Raw genomic sequence first — 16028 nt, forward strand, 5'->3', positions numbered from 1 at the left:
AAGGCAGCCTGACTCAATGCGCGAGCTCCCCGGAGGCACGCCCTGCCCCTGGGGGCTGGACGGCCGCGGGAAAGCACTCGGAGCCGGAGGCTCACCTCTTACGAGATCGCATCGGACCGTGACGCTCAGGCGTTGTTGTTGTTGTTATTGTTCTGCGTCTTCGAGCGGCGTGGCGTGGGCGTAACCGTGGGTTTAGCCGTGGGTGTAGCCGTGGACGTGGGTGTGGACGTGGGTGTGACCTCGACACGTACGACGGCCGCCCCGTGGGGGCCGACTGTGGGGGTCGCGGTGTCGATCACCGACGCGTTGCCCGAGCCGGCCACGTGGGCGAGCTCCTGAGCCTGCGCGGCGGTGACGGCCTCGGACGTCACCGCCATCGCCGCCGCCGCCACCATCGCGGTGGCCGCCACGGCCGCAAGGCGCCGGACGCGGGACGCCCGTCCGCGCCGCTGTCGCCGGTCCGTCAGTTCCTGACGGCGATTCTGACTCGTTTTTCTCATCCAACGCGCATGCATTGGAACCTCCTATGTCGGTGATGACAGGAATCCTGTCTACGCCCGCGGGGCATCACACCCCCGTGAGCGGCGCGCCCGGCTTGCGGTCTCGTGCCGATCAGCTGACACATCCCTGAGCTTGGTCGCAGCCGGGTCAGCGAGGGGGGACACGGCGTTGACCATGGACAGGACGCCATCGCCCGGGACGGCTCACGCCGGACCGCGTCGCGGCCGGCGCCGGGTCAATCGCAGGTCAAATCCTCCCCAATCGCCCGCCAATCGCCTGCCAAGAGCAATGAGGCGCAATAGGAGGAGAAGGGAGAAACACATGACCTCCAAGGGAATCGGCGTCGTCGGCGCCGGGATTTCCGGTCTCACGCTGGCTCTGCGGCTGCAGCAGCTCGGCGTGGACGTGACCCTCTACGCCGACAGCTCCGCCGACGAGATGAGGCGGAGCCGGCTGCCCAACACCGTCGCCCGGATGAAGTCCACCCGCGCCCGCGAGCAGGCACTGGGCAGCGAGCACTTCACGCCGGCCGTCAGCCTGTCGGACACCGCGAAGATCTCGATCAAGGGCGAGCCGCCGCTGGAGTTCCAGGGCTCGCTGGAGCACCCCTTCCACGCGCTCGACTTCCGTCTCCTGATCCCCGCCTTCCTCGACGACTTCACCTCCCGCGGAGGGCGGCTGGTGGTGACGGAGGGCTCCCCCGGCGCGGCGGAGGTCGAGACGTGGTCGGCGGACCACGAGCTGATCGTGGTGGCGGCCGGGCGGCGTTCGGTGGCCGAGCTGTTCCCCCGCGACGACCGCCGCTCTCCCTACGACCGCCCGCAGCGGTCGCTGCTGGCGGGGCTCTACACCGGCATCGCTCCGGCGGGCTTCAGCTACAACGTCTCGCCGGGCTGCGGGGAGATCTTCCAGATGCCGATGTGGACGCGGGACGGCCTGGCCGCCGGGATGCTGGTCGAGGCGATCCCGGGCGGCCCGCTGGAGCCTTTCACCCGGCTCTCCTACCCGGACGACCCGCGCGCCTTCACCCGGACGCTGGAGAAGGTGCTGGCGGAGCACGCGCCGCGGATCGCCGAGCGGATCGACTCCGGCTCGTTCGCCCCGCTCGGTCCCGACGACCTGCTCCAGGGCGCGGTCACACCGGTGGTCCGCACACCGGTCGCGAAGCTCTCCACCGGGCGGGTCGCCCTCGCCATAGGCGACGCCTGGATCACCAACGATCCGATCACCGGCCAGGGCGCCAACCTCGGCTCGCACTGTGCCTGGGTGACCGCCGAGGCCATCGCCGGGGGCGGGCCGTACGGGGAGGAGTTCGGCCGTTCCGTGGCCGCCGAGATGTGGCGGGTCGCCGGACCGGTCACCGAGTGGAGCAACTCCTTCCTCCAGCCGCCCACCGAGCACGTCTTCCGGCTTTTCGCCGGCGCCGCCGTGGACAGGGGCCTGGCGGACCGCTTCGTCAACCTGTTCAGCGACCCCGTCGCCGCCTGGGCCGTGTTCTCCGACCCGGCCCAGGTCGACGCCCTGCTGGCCGCCTCGGAGGTCTCCCTGCCCGCGGCGTCATGACCCCGCCCTGCCGATCGGATCGTCCCGGGCGCGCCGGACCGCGAGAGCGGGCTCCGGACGACCACAGAAAGGTCATTATCGGGCAATTGGTTCATAAAGTCGCTTCCTGGGTAGCCGCTCTCCCGACATGGGAACCGCGACGAAAGTGCCGCAGACACGGAGCATGAGCGGCGAGGAGCTCTCGGCCGACCACGCGTGGACGACCCTGCGCAGGTACGGCCGCTGGCACCTCATCCGTGACTCCTTCGCCAGATTCAGATACGGCGACGGAATGACCAACTCACGGGCACTGGCCTTCCAGATCTGCCTGTCCATCATCCCCGGCGCCATCGCGCTGGTCGGGCTGAGCTCGGTGCTCAACCAGGAGCAGCTCGGCCAGGTGCTGGAGCTGACCCTGAGCAGGATCGCTCCCGGGGCCGGGGTCGAGGCGGTCAAGGACGTGCTCGCCGACAGCCACCGGCAGGCGGGCCACACCGGAGGGACCCTCGCCCTGTGGCTCGGCCTGGCCACCGCGCTGTTCTCGCTGACCAGCGCCATGGCCCAGGTGGAGCGCGGGGCCAACCGCATATACGGCGTGGAACGCGACCGGCCGTTCCATCGCAAGTACGGCAAGGCCCTGCTGATGGCCGTCACCGCCGGCGCCTTCATGACCGTGGGCTTCGTGGTGATGGTCGGCGGCGGGGCGATCGGGCGGGCACTCGCCAAGGTCTACGGCTGGAACGACGGCATGATGGACGCGTTCACGCTGGTCCGCTGGCCGGTCGGATTCCTGCTGGCCCTGCTGTCGGCCTCGGTGCTGTTCCGCGCCGCCCCCCGGCGCAGGCAGCCGGGTCACACCTGGCTGGCGTTCGGCGCCCTGGTCTCACTCGTCCTGTGGACGGTCTTCACCCTGCTGCTGGCCCTGTACACCGAGCGCAGCGGCACCTTCGGCGCCACCTACGGCCCGCTCACCGCCGTCATGGCACTGCTGCTGTGGTCCTTCCTCAGCTCGATGGCACTCTTCCTCGGGCTGGCCTTCGCCGCGCAGCTGGAGGCGTGCCGCGGCGGGAGCGCGGGGCCGGTCGAACCGGATCCCGGGCCCACCGCCGAGGAGGAGCGGGAGCCCCTGGTGGGCGCCGTCGGCGCGGCGGTCGGCGCGGCCGTGCGGGAACTGGCGCGGCTCTGGCGCAGGCGCCGGGAGGGCCGGGACCGGGCATCGGAGGCGGGGAGCCGGCGGGGCGGCGCCGCGGCGGCGGCCCGCGGCCACGCCGGTGAGCGCGCCGGCTGACCGGGGGCGATCGCGCCGGACGGCGGGAAACCGCCGGGTCCGCGCACGGCCCGGCAGGCGGCATCCTGTTTGGATGAGCTACCGCGTATGCGTCGTGTGCATGGGGAACATCTGCCGCTCCCCGATGGCCGAGGTCGTGCTGAGGAAGACGCTGGCCGACCACGGGCTGGGCGATGTCGTCTCGGTCGACAGCGCGGGCACGGGCGGCTGGCATCAGGGCCACCCGATGGACGAGCGGGCCTCGGCGATGCTGGCCGACAACGGCTACGACGGCTCCTCGCACCGGGCCAGGCAGTTCCTGGCCGGCTGGTTCGGGCAGGTGGACCTGGTGCTGGCGATGGACACGGACAACCTGCGGGCTCTGCGCCGCCTGGCCCCGGCCGGCTCCGACGTGCGGCTGTTCCGCTCGTTCGATCCGGCCGCGCCGCCCGGCGCCGAGGTGCCCGACCCCTACTACGGCGACCGCGAGGGCTTCGCCGACGTGCTGGAGATGGTCAGGGCCGCGTCCGAGGGACTCGCCGAGCACCTGTCGCGGACTCTGCGCCGCTGAGGACGATCCCCAGGGCGACGGCGCGGACCGCCCCGCCGAACGCCGCCCGGCCCGGCACGCCGAACATCGCCCCGCCGAACGCCGTCCGGCCCGCCCCGCCGGGCGCCCCGCTGCCCGCCCAGCGCCATCCGGGCCGCCCCACCGGGCGCCCCCATGGCCGCCGCGCCGGGGTGGGCGCCCGGGTGAAGTGTGAAACATCCCGGTAACAGAGCCAACCATGCTCTTGACCCCTCCGTGAGGGTCTCTTATGGTTCCCTCCATATTCTATAGAATCCAGAATCCAGAATATGGAGGGAACCGGATGAGCACAGCGGCGCGAGCAGCGATCGTCGTGGACGCCGCGGGCGCGGTGGAGATCCGGTCCTACGCCGTGCCGGAGCCCGGTCCGGGCGAGTTCGTTCTCAAGCTGGAGCTGTGCGGCGTCTGCGGCACCGACGCGCACATCTCCCGGGGGCGCCTGGCCAGCGTCACCTTCCCCGCCCTGCTGGGACACGAGATCGTCGGCACCCTGGCCGCCCTCGGCGAGGGGGTGACCGCCGACCACGGCGGCCGCCCCGTGGCCGTGGGCGACCGCGTCGGCGTCTTCCCCGCGCTGAGCTGTGGTCGCTGCTACCAGTGCCAGGTACGGCGCCGCCCCGCCAACTGCCCCGACCGGCGGCCCTCCTACGGATTCAAGTCTCCGGTGACGACCCCGCCGCACCTCACCGGCGGGTTCGCCGAATACCTCCACGCCGCCAACGCCGGCACGGTGTTCTACCGGACGGACCTGCCCCCCGAGGTCGCGGTCCTGCAGGAGCCGATGTCGGTGGCGCTGCACGGGATCGAGCGGGGCTCGGTCGGCGTCGGCTCCACCGTGGTCGTCCAGGGCGTGGGCGCGATCGGGCTGATGGCCGTGGTCGCGGCCCGCGCGGCGGGGGCGCACCGGGTCGTCGCGGTGGGGGCCCCCGCCGCCCGGCTGGAGCTGGCGGCCGCGCTCGGGGCGGACGCGACGGTGAGCATCCACGACCTGACCGGCGTGGCCGAGCGCCGCAGCGCGGTGTTCGACGCCCTCGGCTCGCCCGGGGCGGACTGCGTGATAGGCGCCAGCGGCTCGCCGGAGGCCTTCATGGAGGCCATCGGCCTGGTGGCCGACGGCGGCGTGCTCGCCGAACTGGGCAACTTCACCGACCGGGGGACGGTGCCCTTCAACCCCTTCAGCGACCTGCTGAAGCGTGACATCACCATCGCCGGCGTCTACGGCGCCGGCCCCGACATGCTGCGCCGCTACCACCAGGCGCTGCTCATCCTGGAACGCGGCGGCTGGCCGTACGACCGTGTGGTCAGCCACCGGGTGCCGCTGGAGCGGGTGGGCGAGGCCCTCGCCGCCCTCGGTGGCGGCTCGCCCCTCGACGGCCGGGAGATCGTCAAACTCGCGATCGACCCCACCGCCTGAACCCGCCCCTCCCTTTCCCTGACCCCCTCTTCCCTTCCTGTACAGCCCCCTTTGAGAGGAGGACCGGCCATGCGCCGTTCCCTCCGGCTGGCCGCGGCAGCCACCGCGCTCGGCCTGACGATCACAGCTTGCGGCTCGACGGCACCCGAGGTCTCCGCCGACGGCGGCGGACTCGGCACGGCGGAGAACCCCGTGTCGATCAGGGTCATCGCCAACGACGCCTTCGCCAAGCAGTGGCAGGACCAGCTGGTCCCCGAGTTCAACAAGAAGTACCCGAACATCAAGGTCTCGGTGGACGGCGTGCCGTACAACGACCAGCTTCCCAAGACCATGCTGGAGCTGACCGGGCCCACCGCGACGTACGACGTGGTGCTCGGCGACGACCCGTGGGTCCCGCAGCTCGCCAAGACCGGCGGCCTGATGGACCTCAAGGCCGACGTGACCAAGTGGACCGACCCGGGCTACGACTGGGCCGACTTCAACCCCTCCCCGCTCGCCGCGGGCCAGTGGGACGGCAAGCAGTACGCCGTCCCGGTCCGCTCCAACCTGCTGCTGATGCTCTACAACAAGACGCTGTACAAGAAGGCCGGGGTCCAGGAACCCACCACGGAGACGACGTGGGAGCAGTACTTCAAGGACGCCGAGAAGCTGGTCCAGGACACCGACGGCGACGGGAAGACCGACGCCTGGGCGATCGGCACCTACTTCACCAAGGACCCGCTCACCCCGACGATCTGGCAGACCGTCCTGAACTCCAACGGCGTGGCGCTGCTGGATGACAACCTCAAGGTCGCCTTCGACAACGAGACCGGCGTGAAGGCCCTTCAGACCCACGTCGACCTGCTGAAGTACGCCCCGCCGGGAGCGAGCACCTACCAGTTCAACGAGCCGCTCGAGGCCTTCCGCCAGGGCAGGACCGCCACCATGTTCATGTGGGGCAGCGTCTACAAGGGCTCGGCGGTGGACAAGGCGTCCACCACGCTGACGCCCGAGGAGGTCGGCGTCACCACCCTTCCGGCGGGTTCGGCCGGTCCGGGTGCGCACCGCGGTGTCTGGTCGGCGGGCATCGCCAAGAAGTCCCAGCACCCGGCCGCCGCGTGGACGTGGCTGCAGTGGGTCACCTCCAAGGAGGGCGAGAAGTTCACCGGGAGCGCGTTCGGGACGTTCCCGGCGCGTAACTCCTCGCTGGACGGCACCCCGCCGGCCGAGTGGGCCGCCCCCGTCTACAAGGCGCTCAAGGACGGCTACACCGTGGTGGACAAGAACAAGATGTGGCGCCCGCGGCTCCCCGAGTCCGACGCGGTCCAGCAGATCCTCGCTCTGCAGACGAGCCGGGCGATGTCCGGCCAGGCGACCTCGGAGCAGGCGATCGACCAGGCGGCGAAGGACGTCACCGAGCTGCTGAAGTCCAAGGGCTACCAGCAGTGAGTGTCTCCACTCCCGCACGCCGGACGGGGGCCGCCAAGGCCCCCGTCCGGGGTTCCGGGAACACCCCCGGACGGCGGTTCCGTCTCGGCGAGCCCGGCACCGCGTGGTTGTTCATGACCCCGGCGCTCGTCCTGCTGGCGGGCATGCTGCTCTATCCGATCATCTACACGCTGTGGGTGAGCTTCTCCGACTTCGACCTGGCGCTCTTCCAGCCCACCGGCTGGGTGGGCTGGAAGAACTACGAGGCGGTCCTGAGGGACCCGGGCTTCCTGGAGTCGCTGAAGGTCACCGGGATCTACCTGGTGATCGCGCTGCCGCTGCAGATGGTCCTCGGGTTCGCCATCGCCTTCCTGCTCAACGTGGCGTGGCGGGGCCGTGGCGTGCTGCGCGCGCTGTTCCTCATCCCGATGGTGGTCGCCCCGGTCGTGGCCGGCGGTATCTGGCGGATGCTGCTCGACCCGCTCTGGGGTGTGGTCAACTACACGCTCGGCCTGGTCGGCGTCGGGCCGGTGGAATGGATCGGCGACCCGACTCTCGCCATGGTCAGCGTCATCCTGATCGACACCTGGCGGTGGACGCCGTTCGTGGTCCTCATCGCCGCGGCCGGGATCATGGCCCTGCCCGGTGACGTGTACGAGGCGGCGAAGTCCGACGGCGCCACCCGGTGGCAGACGATGTGGCACGTCACGCTGCCGCTGCTGGTGCCGGTGATGGCCGCGGCCTTCGTGGTCCGCTGGCTCGGCGCGGTGAAGATGTTCGACATCGCGCTCGCCGCCACCAAGGGCGGTCCGGGCAACGCCACCAACGTGGTGAACCTCTACATCTACGAGAAGGGGTTCCGCAGCCTGGAGTTCGGCTCGGCCTCCTCGATGGCCACGATGGTGCTGATCATCACGATGATCATCACCTACTTTCTGTTCCGCATCAGCCGTCGTCTGGAGAACCGATGGTGAGCACCAGCGCCCCGGCGCCGAAGGGCCGCGGGGCCGGCCGGAGCAGCCTGGGACGGATCGCGACGATCGCCGCCGCGATCCTGGTCACGCTGGCCTTCCTGTACCCCGTGATCTACATGGTCAGCATCTCGTTCAAGCTGCCCAAGGACATCTTCACCGTCCCGCCGAAGTGGATCAGCCAGGTCACCTTCGACAACTACGTCAGCTACTTCAACCAGGCCCGCATCCTGCCTCGCATGATCAACACGATCATCGTGGCGTCGGGCGCGTCGATCATCTCGATGGTCGCCGGGTCGATGGCCGGGTACGCGCTGTCCCGCATGAGGATGCGCGGCGCGGGCGTCGTGGGCGGCCTCATCCTGGCCTCGCGCGCGGTGCCGCCGATCGCGCTGGTCGTGCCGATGTTCCTGGTGGCCCGCAAGATGGGGCTGACCGACCAGTACATCACCGTGATCCTCGCCTACGTGACCTTCCTGGTCCCGTACGTCGTCTGGCTGATGCGCGCGTTCTTCAAGAGCCTGCCCAAGGAGCTGGAGGAGGCCGCGATGATCGACGGCTGCTCCCGGTTCGGGGCGTTCTTCCGGATCATCGTGCCGTGCAGCCTCACCGGAATGGTCTCCACTCTGATCTTCTGCATCATCCTGGCCTGGGAGGAGCTGCTGTTCGCCCTGATCCTCACCAACGACAAGGCCGTCACCATCCCGGTGGCCATCGCGGGGATCGCGGCCGACACCGAGCACGGCGGGCTCTGGGGTCCCCTGGCCGCCGTGGGCACGCTCACCGTGCTTCCCGTGGTGATCTTCGCCCTGGCCGTGCAGAAGTACCTGATCAAGGGCCTCGCGGACGGAGCGACCAAGGGATGAGAATCCGAGATGTCCGGGCACGCCTCATCGAGCTGCCCTACCCGCGCCCGTTCGTCCCGTCGTGGGCTCCCGAGGGCGCCCACCGGAGCATGTCCGCCGTGATTGTCGAGGTCGAGACCGACGAGGGCGTGATCGGCGTCGCGGGCGGCGACATGGGGCACGACACCGGGCCGCTGCTGCTGGAGACCATCAGGGGATGGATCCGGCCCCGGCTGGTCGGGATGGACCTGTTCGCCACCGGACACATCGCCAACCACCTGCGCTACGTGGCCGAGTACGTCTTCCCGCGCCCGTGGGTGGTGGGCGTGGCCGTCTGGGACGCGGTGGGCAAGGCCTGCGGCCGCCCGCTGTACAAGCTCTGGGGCGGGCACGCCGGCAAGGTCCGCGCCTACGCCAGCTTCGGCGAGGTCCGCGCTCCCGAGCAGCGGGCCGAGGACGCGCTGCGCGTGGTGTCGGAGGGCTTCGCCGGGGTGAAGCTGCGCGTCCACGCCGACACGATCGCCGAGGACGTCGCCCAGGTCGCGGCGGTCCGCGAGGCCGTCGGCCCGGAGGTCGCCATCATGGTGGACGCCAACCAGGCGGCGGCGCGCTGGCGCTACCGGCCCGACGGCAGCCGCATGCTGTGGGACTTCGACAGGGCGCTGACCACCGCGCGGGAGCTGGCCGACCTGGGCGTCGCCTGGCTGGAGGAGCCGCTCCCCCGCCACGACTACCGCGCGCTGCGCGAGCTCACCGCGGCCTCGCCGATCCCCATCGCCGGAGGCGAGCACAACCGGGGCATCGGCCAGCTCGTCCGGATGCTGGAGGACGACTGCTTCACCATCTACCAGCCGGACGCCAACGAGAGCGAGGACATCGCCGCCCTGCGCGACTTCGGCGCGATGGCCGCCGCCAGGCACCGCCGGGTCATCCCGCACGCCTGGGCCACCGGGCTCGGCGTGGCGGGCAACCTGCAGCTGTGCGCCGCGCTGCCCAACTGCGACTGGCTGGAATACCCCTACGATCCTCCAGTGATCATTCCGGAGGTTTTCCACGTCATGCTCACCGAGCCGCTCCTGCCCGATTCCACCGGGCTGGTAGCCGTTCCGGAGCTCCCCGGTCTGGGTGTAGAGCTGGACCACGCGGCGATCGAGCCGCTGACCGTCCAACGGGTCTGAGGGGTGTCTGAGACCGATGACAGAGATGTTCCCCCCACCGGAGCGGCCGCAGCCGTTCCGCACCAAGGCAGAGCTCGCGGCCGAGCACATCAAGCAAATGATCATGTCGGGCCAGACCCCGCCCGGCACGAAGATCCTCACCAGGGTGGTGGCCCAGGCCGTCGGCATCAGCGACACCCCGGTACGTGAGGCCATCAAGCAGCTCGTCTCCGAGGAGTGGCTCGTCGAGCGCCCGCACATCGGCGCGGTGGTCGCCGACTTCACCGTGGAGAACGTGCGGGAGCTGTACGGCATCCGCGCCGCGCTGGCCTCCCTGGCCCTCCAGCTCCACCCGGCCCCGCTCAGCGGTCAGCGGCTGCTGGCGATAGACGAGGTCCTCGCGGCCTCGGCCGTGGCCATCGACACCAGCGACGTCGCCTCGTTCGCCCGGCTGAACCGCCGGTTCCACTCGCTGATCTGCGACACCGAGCAGTCCCGGCTGGTGCACCGGATGCTGGTGGGCCTGTGGTCGAAGACCGAGACGGCCCAGCGCGGCTTCCGGCTGGTCCCCTGGCGGCTTCCCAAATCCCACGCCGAGCACGTGGCGATAAGGGACGCGCTCGTCGAAGGGGACATCGCCCGCGCGAGCGAGCTGCAGCACGCCCACGAGACGGCCGCGATGAACGCATTGATCGAAGCGATGGACGGTGAGACATGAAGACAGGACAGGCCCTCGTCGGAGGGCGCTGGCGGGACGCGGCGGCGCGTTTCCCGGTGACCGACCCGGCGACCGGCGAGACGATCGCCGAAGTGGCCGACTGCGACGGGAGGCTGACGGTCGAGGCCGTCGACGCGGCGGCCGCCGCGCTCCCCGCCTGGCGCGCCATGCCCGCCCACGAGCGCGCCGCGATCATGCGCCGGGCCGCCGAGCTGCTGGCCGGACGGGCCGGGGCGATCGGCGCGGTCATGACCGCCGAGCAGGGCAAGCCCCTGGCCGAGGCCACCGGCGAGGTGGTCGCGGGAGCCGACCACCTCCTGTGGGCCGCCGAGGAGACGCGCCGCGTGTACGGCGAGACCATCCCCTCCACCAGCACCGACACCCGCATCTGGCTGCTTCCGGAACCGGTGGGCGTCGTCGCGGCGATCACCCCCTGGAACTTCCCGGTCTCGATGATCACCCGCAAGCTGGGCCCGGCCCTCGCCGCGGGGTGCACGGTGGTGCTCAAACCCTCCGAGCTCACCCCGCTGTCGGCCGTCGCGGTCGCCGAGTGCCTGACCGAGGCGGGCTTCCCGCCGGGCGTGTTCAACCTGGTCACCACGGCCCGGCCGCAGGAGTTCGCCGAGGCGATCATGGCCGATCCGCGGGTCAGGAAGATCTCGTTCACCGGTTCGACGGCGGTCGGCAAGAACCTGATCCGGCAGAGCGCCGACGACGTCAAACGGCTCAGCGTCGAGCTGGGCGGCCACGCCCCGGTGCTCGTCTTCCCCGACGCCGACGTGGCCGCCGCCGCCGCGGGCGTGGCCCGGAGCAAGTTCATGAACGCCGGCCAGGCCTGCACGTCCCCCAACCGGATCTACGTGCACGAGTCCGTCGCCGCGGAGTTCACCGACGAGCTGGTCAAGCTGGCCGAGGCGATCACCGTGGGCAACGGCGCGGACCCCGGCGTCACGATGGGCCCGCTGATCGACGACCGGGCGCTCGCCAAGGTCCGGCGGCACATCGAGGACGCGCTCGCGCACGGCGCCCGGCTGGCGACGACCCGCCGGGAGGGGCCCGGAAGGCTCCACCCGCCCACGGTCCTGACCGGCGTCACCGACGAGATGCTCCTGTGCCGGGAGGAGACCTTCGGCCCGGTCGCCCCGGTCCTGACCTTCGGCGACGGCGAGTCCACCGAGGAGGTCGTGGCCAGGGCCAACGCCACGCCGTACGGCCTGGCCGCCTACCTGTGGACCCGCGACCTGGCCCGGGTCGTGCGCGTCTGCGAGGACCTGCAGTTCGGCATCGTCTCGGTCAACGGAGCCCCGCTCGCCCCGCCGCAGGGGCCGTTCGGCGGGGTCAAGGGCAGTGGATACGGCCGCGAGGGCGGCCATCACGGAGTGGAGGATTTCGTGGAGTACAAGTACGTCAGCGTGGGGCTGGGCCGATGACCGGCGACGCCGCCCCGGCGAAGGACGTCTCCCGCCGGGTCACCGAGCGGGAGATCACCAGCCGCGTGGACCTCTGCCGTCCCGACGGGCGCCTCAACCCGGCCGCCGTCGGCTGGAGCCGTACCCCCCTGCACCGGGCCAACATCCGCGGCTGGGGACGGACGATGCGCTGGGAGTACTGGTGCCTGACCAGCCCCGAGCACGTCTTCGCCTTCAGCGCCTCCAGCCTCGACTACCTGGCCAGCGAGGGGGCGTGGTACCTGGACCGGACCACGAGGAAGGACGTCTCCAGCCGGAGCCTCATCGTGCCGAGCCGGGGCACCTCCTTCTCCGAGCGCAGCGGCGAGGGCAGCGTCCGGATCGGCAAGGGGCCGCTCAGGATCGCCGTCGACGAGACCGCCGAGGGCACCCGGCTCCGGCTGAAGTCGCCCGAGTTCGACGCCGACCTGATGGTCCACCGGATCGAGGGCAGGGACAGCCTGGCGGTGGTGGTGCCCTGGTCCTCCCGCCGCTTCCAGTACACCGTCAAGGACCTCGGACGGCCCGCCGAGGGCACGCTGGTCGTCAACGGCCGCCGCATCAGGCTCTCCGCCGACGACACCCTGGCCACCCTGGACCACGGGCGCGGCCGCTGGCCGGGCAACGTCCTGTGGAACTGGGGCGCGGCGGCCGGGCGGTCCCGCGGGCGCGAGGTCGGCGTCCAGATCGGCGGCAAGTGGACCGACGGCACCGGCAGCGTCGAGAACGGCCTGTTCCTCGACGGCCGGCTGCACAAGATCAGCGAAGAGCTGGTCTGGCGCTACGACACCTCCGACTGGATGGCGCCCTGGAAGATCACGGGTGAGCGGGTGGACCTGGAGTTCGTCCCCGAGCACGTCCGGTCGGCCGACATCACCCGGCTCTACCTGCACAGCCGCGAGGACCAGGCCTTCGGCCACTACCGCGGCACCGTCGTCGCCGACGACGGGACCGCCGTCGAGATCGACGACCTGTACGGCTGGGCCGAAGAAGTGCAGCGGCGCTGGTGAGGGAGCGAGAGTTGACTTCCTCCCCACGGCTGAAGCCGGGGGACTCCCACCCTCACAGGTCGGATTTCCTGCTTCACCGCCAGTCGCCCGCCAGGAGGAATCTCCCTTGAGGTCTTACACCGGCTCCACAGGCGTTTCACCTCTCCGCCAGCCCAGCGGCGAGGATGTTCCTGGCGGCGTTCACATCCCGATCATGAGTCGCGCCACAAGCCGCGCATACCCACTCCCGCACCTCCAACGGCATGGACGAGGCAACCACCCCGCAGGCCGAGCAGAGCTTGGAGGAGGGAAACCACCGGTCGACGACCACCAGCTCCCGGCCGTACCACCGCGCTTTGTACTCCAGCATGGCCCGCACCTGCCGCCAGGAAGCATCCGAGATGGCGCGGGCCAGACGGTGGTTCTTCACCAGGTTTCCCACGGTGAGGTCCTCGATCGCGACCACTTGGTTCTCGCGGACGATCGAGGTGGTGAGCTTATGCAGGTGATCGCGGCGCCGGTCGGTGATCCGGGCGTGCACCCGCGCGACCCGCACCTTCGCCTTGGCCCGGTTGTTCGAGCCCCGCTCCTTGCGGGCCAGGGCGCGTTGCGCGCGGGCCAGCCGGGCGCGGTCGGCGCGTTCGTGACGGGGGTTGGCGACCTTCCCGGCGGCGTCGGTGAGGCCGGGGATCGGCCGCGACAAGGTGAGCAGGGAGGTGACCCCGGCATCGAGGCCTACCACGCCGTCGGCAGGCTCCAACGGGCGGACCGCGTCCTCACACAGAATCGACACGAACCACCGGCCGGCCGCATCCCTGCTCACGGTCACCGTGGACGGCTCGGCCCCCTCGGGCAGCGGCCGCGACCACACGATGTCCAGCGGGACGCCGGTCTTCGCCAGGGTCAGCTCCCCGTCGCGCCAGGTGAACGCCGAACGGGTGTACTCAGCCGACAGCCGGCACTTCTTACGGGACTTGAACCGCGGATAGGCGGCCCGTTTGGCGAAGAAGTTGGTGAACGCCGATTGCAGGTGGCGCAGGGCCTGCTGCAACGGCACCGACGACACCTCACCCAGAAACGCCAGCTCCTGGGTGCGTTTCCAGGCGGTCAGCATCGCCGACGACTCCCCGTAGGAGACCCTCCGGCCTTCCATGGCATAGGCGCGGCTGCGTTCCTCCAACGCCTTGTTGTAGACCAGGCGGGCGCAGCCGAAGGTCCGGGCAAGCTGCTCGGCCTGCTCGGGGGTCGGATAGAAGCGGTAGGTGAAGGCCCGCTTCACACGCTGCGCCATGGCGCACATCATGACGCAGCACGGCCGGGGCCGTACGCGTGTTCGAGAAAATCCCGTGCGGCCCTGTTCCGCGTTTCCTCCCCAGGGCTGAAGCCCAGGGTCTCCACGCTCAAGGAGATTCGATGACATCCGCACACGACGGGCTCGAACCGTTCGCGGCCGGGCTCCCCTTCGGGGCCGGCGCCGCGCTCGACCCGCTGCGCCGCGACTGCGACCTGACCGAGCTGACCCGCGACCTCCTGGACGTCCTGGTGGTCGGCGGCGGCGCCACCGGCGCGGGAGCGGCGCTCGACGCGGCCTCCCGGGGCCTGACCACCGCCCTGCTGGAGGGCGGCGACCTCGCCTCGGGCACCTCCAGCAACTCCAGCCGCCTGCTGCACGGAGGCGTGCGCTACCTGGAACAGCTGGAGTTCGGGCTGGTCCGCGAGGCGTTGCACGAGCGCGGCCTGCTCCAGGACCTGGCACCGCACCTGGTGCGCCGGATGTCCTTCCTGTACCCGCTGACCCACCGGGTGTGGGAGCGCGGCTACGTGGGGGCGGGGCTGACCCTCTACGACGCCCTCGCCGGGATCGGCGACCGGCACGGCTTCCGCCGCCACCGCCACCTCACCCGGCGGGCCCTGCTCAGGCAGGCGCCCCAGCTCCGCCCGGACGCCGCGGTCGGCGCGCTGTCCTACGACGACGGCCATGTCGACGACGCCCGGCTGGTGCTCGCCCTGGCCCGTACGGCGGCGCGTGAGGGCGCCACCGTGCTCAGCCGGGTCCAGGTCACCGGCCTGGCCACCCGCCCCGGGCACACCGTGGCCACCTGCACCGACACCCTCTCCGGAGAGCAGTTCACCGTCCGCGCCCGCCGGGTGGTGCTGGCGACCGGCCCCTGGTCGGGACTGACCCAGAAGATGCTCGGCACCGGTCAGGTGCGCGTGCGGGCCTCCAAGGGCGTGCACCTGGTGCTCCCCCGCGAGCGGCTGCCGATGGACAGCGCCCTGATCGCGCGGACGCCCGGCTCGGTGCTGTTCGTCATCCCCACCGGCGACGTCGTCCTGCTCGGCACCACCGACACCCCGTGGGAGATCGGTCCCGGCCCGGTGCTGCCCACCGGCGCCGACGTCCGATACCTGCTGGAGCAGGCCAACCACTGGCTGCGCGAGCCGCTGGTCCCCGAGGACGTGCTCGGCGTCTACGCCGGCCTGCGCCCGCTGGTGGACCAGCCCGACCGGCAGAAGACCCAGGCGATCAGCCGCGAGCACGTGGTCAGGGAGGTCGCGCCCGGCTGCGTCGTCGTGGCCGGCGGCAAGCTCACCACCTACCGGGTGATGGCCCGCGACGCGGTCGACGCCGCCGTCGCCGGGCTGCCCGCGCCCCGCGCCTCCGCCACCGAGCACCTCGGGCTCGTGGGCTCCAGCGGCTTCGCCCAGGCCTGGGCCCGCCGCGACTCCGCCGCCCTGGCCGCCGGGCTCCCGGTGCAGGCCGTGGAACGGCTGGCGCGGCGCTACGGCTCGGACTACCCCGCGCTGCTCGCCATGGGACGCCGGGACCCCGCGCTGCTGGAGCCCGTGCCGGGCGCGCCGTCGCTGCTGGCGGCCGAGGTCCTGTACGCCGCGCGGCACGAGGCCGCGATGACCGTCGACGACGTGCTGCGGCGCCGCAGCCGGGCCGGCCTGGAGACGGCCGACGGGGGCGCGGGCGCCGCGCCGCACGTGGCCGGGCTGCTGGCGGGCGCGCTGGGCCGTACCGGGAACTGGGCCGCCGAGCAGGCCGAAAGCTACGCGCGCGCGGCCGACGTGACGCGCTCGGCGCTGGCCACCTCGGACGACGCCGAGCTCGTCCCGCTGCTCGCCGACCTCACCAACCGCTGGAGTGGCGCCGCATGATCCACCACCGCACCG

At 71.5% G+C, this 16028-nt stretch carries 13 protein-coding genes and 1 pseudogene; 12 read left to right on the top strand and 2 right to left on the bottom strand.

The window, feature by feature from the left end; all coding sequences use genetic code 11:
* Positions 1-125 precede the first annotated feature (125 nt).
* Positions 126-410: a hypothetical protein gene (locus SROS_RS50010; protein ID WP_081453236.1), complete on the bottom strand. Its 285-nt coding sequence runs from the start codon at positions 408-410 to the stop codon at positions 126-128.
* 412 nt (positions 411-822) lie between these two features.
* Here SROS_RS50010 and SROS_RS52385 point away from each other — a divergent pair, with 412 nt between their 5' ends.
* The 11 genes from SROS_RS52385 (at position 823) to SROS_RS27675 (ending at position 12869) form a co-directional block, all read left to right on the top strand.
* The gene (locus SROS_RS52385) at positions 823-2064 is read left to right on the top strand and encodes a styrene monooxygenase/indole monooxygenase family protein (RefSeq protein WP_012892219.1); all 1242 of its coding nucleotides are present in this window, start codon (positions 823-825) and stop codon (positions 2062-2064) included.
* A 163-nt stretch (positions 2065-2227) separates the two neighbouring features.
* On the top strand, positions 2228-3331 hold the full coding sequence (locus SROS_RS27630; protein WP_218919708.1) for a YihY/virulence factor BrkB family protein: 1104 nt from the start codon (positions 2228-2230) through the stop codon (positions 3329-3331).
* Positions 3332-3404: 73 nt separating this feature from the next.
* Entirely contained in the window at positions 3405-3881 is a 477-nt protein-coding gene (locus SROS_RS27635; protein WP_012892221.1) for a low molecular weight protein-tyrosine-phosphatase, read from the top strand.
* Positions 3882-4182: 301 nt separating this feature from the next.
* Positions 4183-5313 (top strand): zinc-binding dehydrogenase, encoded by a 1131-nt coding sequence (locus tag SROS_RS27640; protein WP_012892222.1) that lies wholly within the window; start codon positions 4183-4185, stop codon positions 5311-5313.
* Positions 5314-5382: 69 nt separating this feature from the next.
* Entirely contained in the window at positions 5383-6741 is a 1359-nt protein-coding gene (locus SROS_RS27645) for an ABC transporter substrate-binding protein (RefSeq protein WP_012892223.1), read from the top strand.
* On the top strand, positions 6738-7694 hold the full coding sequence (locus SROS_RS27650; protein WP_012892224.1) for a carbohydrate ABC transporter permease: 957 nt from the start codon (positions 6738-6740) through the stop codon (positions 7692-7694). Before SROS_RS27645 ends, SROS_RS27650 begins: the two co-directional genes overlap by 4 nt.
* Entirely contained in the window at positions 7688-8557 is an 870-nt protein-coding gene (locus tag SROS_RS27655) for a carbohydrate ABC transporter permease (RefSeq protein ID WP_012892225.1), read from the top strand. The genes SROS_RS27650 and SROS_RS27655 overlap by 7 nt, the downstream gene beginning before the upstream one ends.
* On the top strand, positions 8554-9714 hold the full coding sequence (locus SROS_RS27660) for a mandelate racemase/muconate lactonizing enzyme family protein (protein WP_012892226.1): 1161 nt from the start codon (positions 8554-8556) through the stop codon (positions 9712-9714). Before SROS_RS27655 ends, SROS_RS27660 begins: the two co-directional genes overlap by 4 nt.
* Before the next feature lie 16 nt (positions 9715-9730).
* Entirely contained in the window at positions 9731-10411 is a 681-nt protein-coding gene (locus SROS_RS46260) for a GntR family transcriptional regulator (protein WP_012892227.1), read from the top strand.
* Positions 10408-11841 carry an NAD-dependent succinate-semialdehyde dehydrogenase gene (locus SROS_RS27670; RefSeq protein ID WP_012892228.1) on the top strand — a complete coding sequence of 478 codons (1434 nt, stop codon included), beginning with the start codon at positions 10408-10410 and terminating at the stop codon, positions 11839-11841. Before SROS_RS46260 ends, SROS_RS27670 begins: the two co-directional genes overlap by 4 nt.
* Entirely contained in the window at positions 11838-12869 is a 1032-nt protein-coding gene (locus SROS_RS27675) for a DUF2804 domain-containing protein (protein WP_012892229.1), read from the top strand. Before SROS_RS27670 ends, SROS_RS27675 begins: the two co-directional genes overlap by 4 nt.
* 32 nt (positions 12870-12901) lie before the next feature.
* Here SROS_RS27675 and SROS_RS27680 read toward each other — a convergent pair.
* Positions 12902-14139: pseudogene (locus SROS_RS27680) on the bottom strand (RNA-guided endonuclease InsQ/TnpB family protein); the annotation flags it as partial.
* 122 nt (positions 14140-14261) lie between these two features.
* Here SROS_RS27680 and SROS_RS27685 point away from each other — a divergent pair.
* Complete coding sequence (locus tag SROS_RS27685; RefSeq protein ID WP_012892231.1) at positions 14262-16013, top strand: glycerol-3-phosphate dehydrogenase/oxidase; 1752 nt, start codon at positions 14262-14264, stop codon at positions 16011-16013.
* The last annotated feature ends 15 nt before the right edge of the window (positions 16014-16028 follow it).

It is taken from the genome of Streptosporangium roseum DSM 43021 (assembly GCF_000024865.1).
Classification (GTDB): domain Bacteria; phylum Actinomycetota; class Actinomycetes; order Streptosporangiales; family Streptosporangiaceae; genus Streptosporangium; species Streptosporangium roseum.

Bases quoted from the DNA above. Each gene is read 5' to 3' on its own strand.
- SROS_RS52385 (WP_012892219.1), top strand. From the start codon at position 823: ATGACCTCCAAGGGAATCGGCGTCGTCGGCGCCGGGATTTCCGGTCTC.
- SROS_RS27660 (WP_012892226.1), top strand. From the start codon at position 8,554: ATGAGAATCCGAGATGTCCGGGCACGCCTCATCGAGCTGCCCTACCCG.
- SROS_RS27655 (WP_012892225.1), top strand. From the start codon at position 7,688: ATGGTGAGCACCAGCGCCCCGGCGCCGAAGGGCCGCGGGGCCGGCCGG.
- SROS_RS46260 (WP_012892227.1), top strand. From the start codon at position 9,731: ATGACAGAGATGTTCCCCCCACCGGAGCGGCCGCAGCCGTTCCGCACC.
- SROS_RS27640 (WP_012892222.1), top strand. From the start codon at position 4,183: ATGAGCACAGCGGCGCGAGCAGCGATCGTCGTGGACGCCGCGGGCGCG.
- SROS_RS27675 (WP_012892229.1), top strand. From the start codon at position 11,838: ATGACCGGCGACGCCGCCCCGGCGAAGGACGTCTCCCGCCGGGTCACC.
- SROS_RS27635 (WP_012892221.1), top strand. From the start codon at position 3,405: ATGAGCTACCGCGTATGCGTCGTGTGCATGGGGAACATCTGCCGCTCC.
- SROS_RS27630 (WP_218919708.1), top strand. From the start codon at position 2,228: ATGAGCGGCGAGGAGCTCTCGGCCGACCACGCGTGGACGACCCTGCGC.
- SROS_RS27645 (WP_012892223.1), top strand. From the start codon at position 5,383: ATGCGCCGTTCCCTCCGGCTGGCCGCGGCAGCCACCGCGCTCGGCCTG.
- SROS_RS27685 (WP_012892231.1), top strand. From the start codon at position 14,262: ATGACATCCGCACACGACGGGCTCGAACCGTTCGCGGCCGGGCTCCCC.
- SROS_RS27670 (WP_012892228.1), top strand. From the start codon at position 10,408: ATGAAGACAGGACAGGCCCTCGTCGGAGGGCGCTGGCGGGACGCGGCG.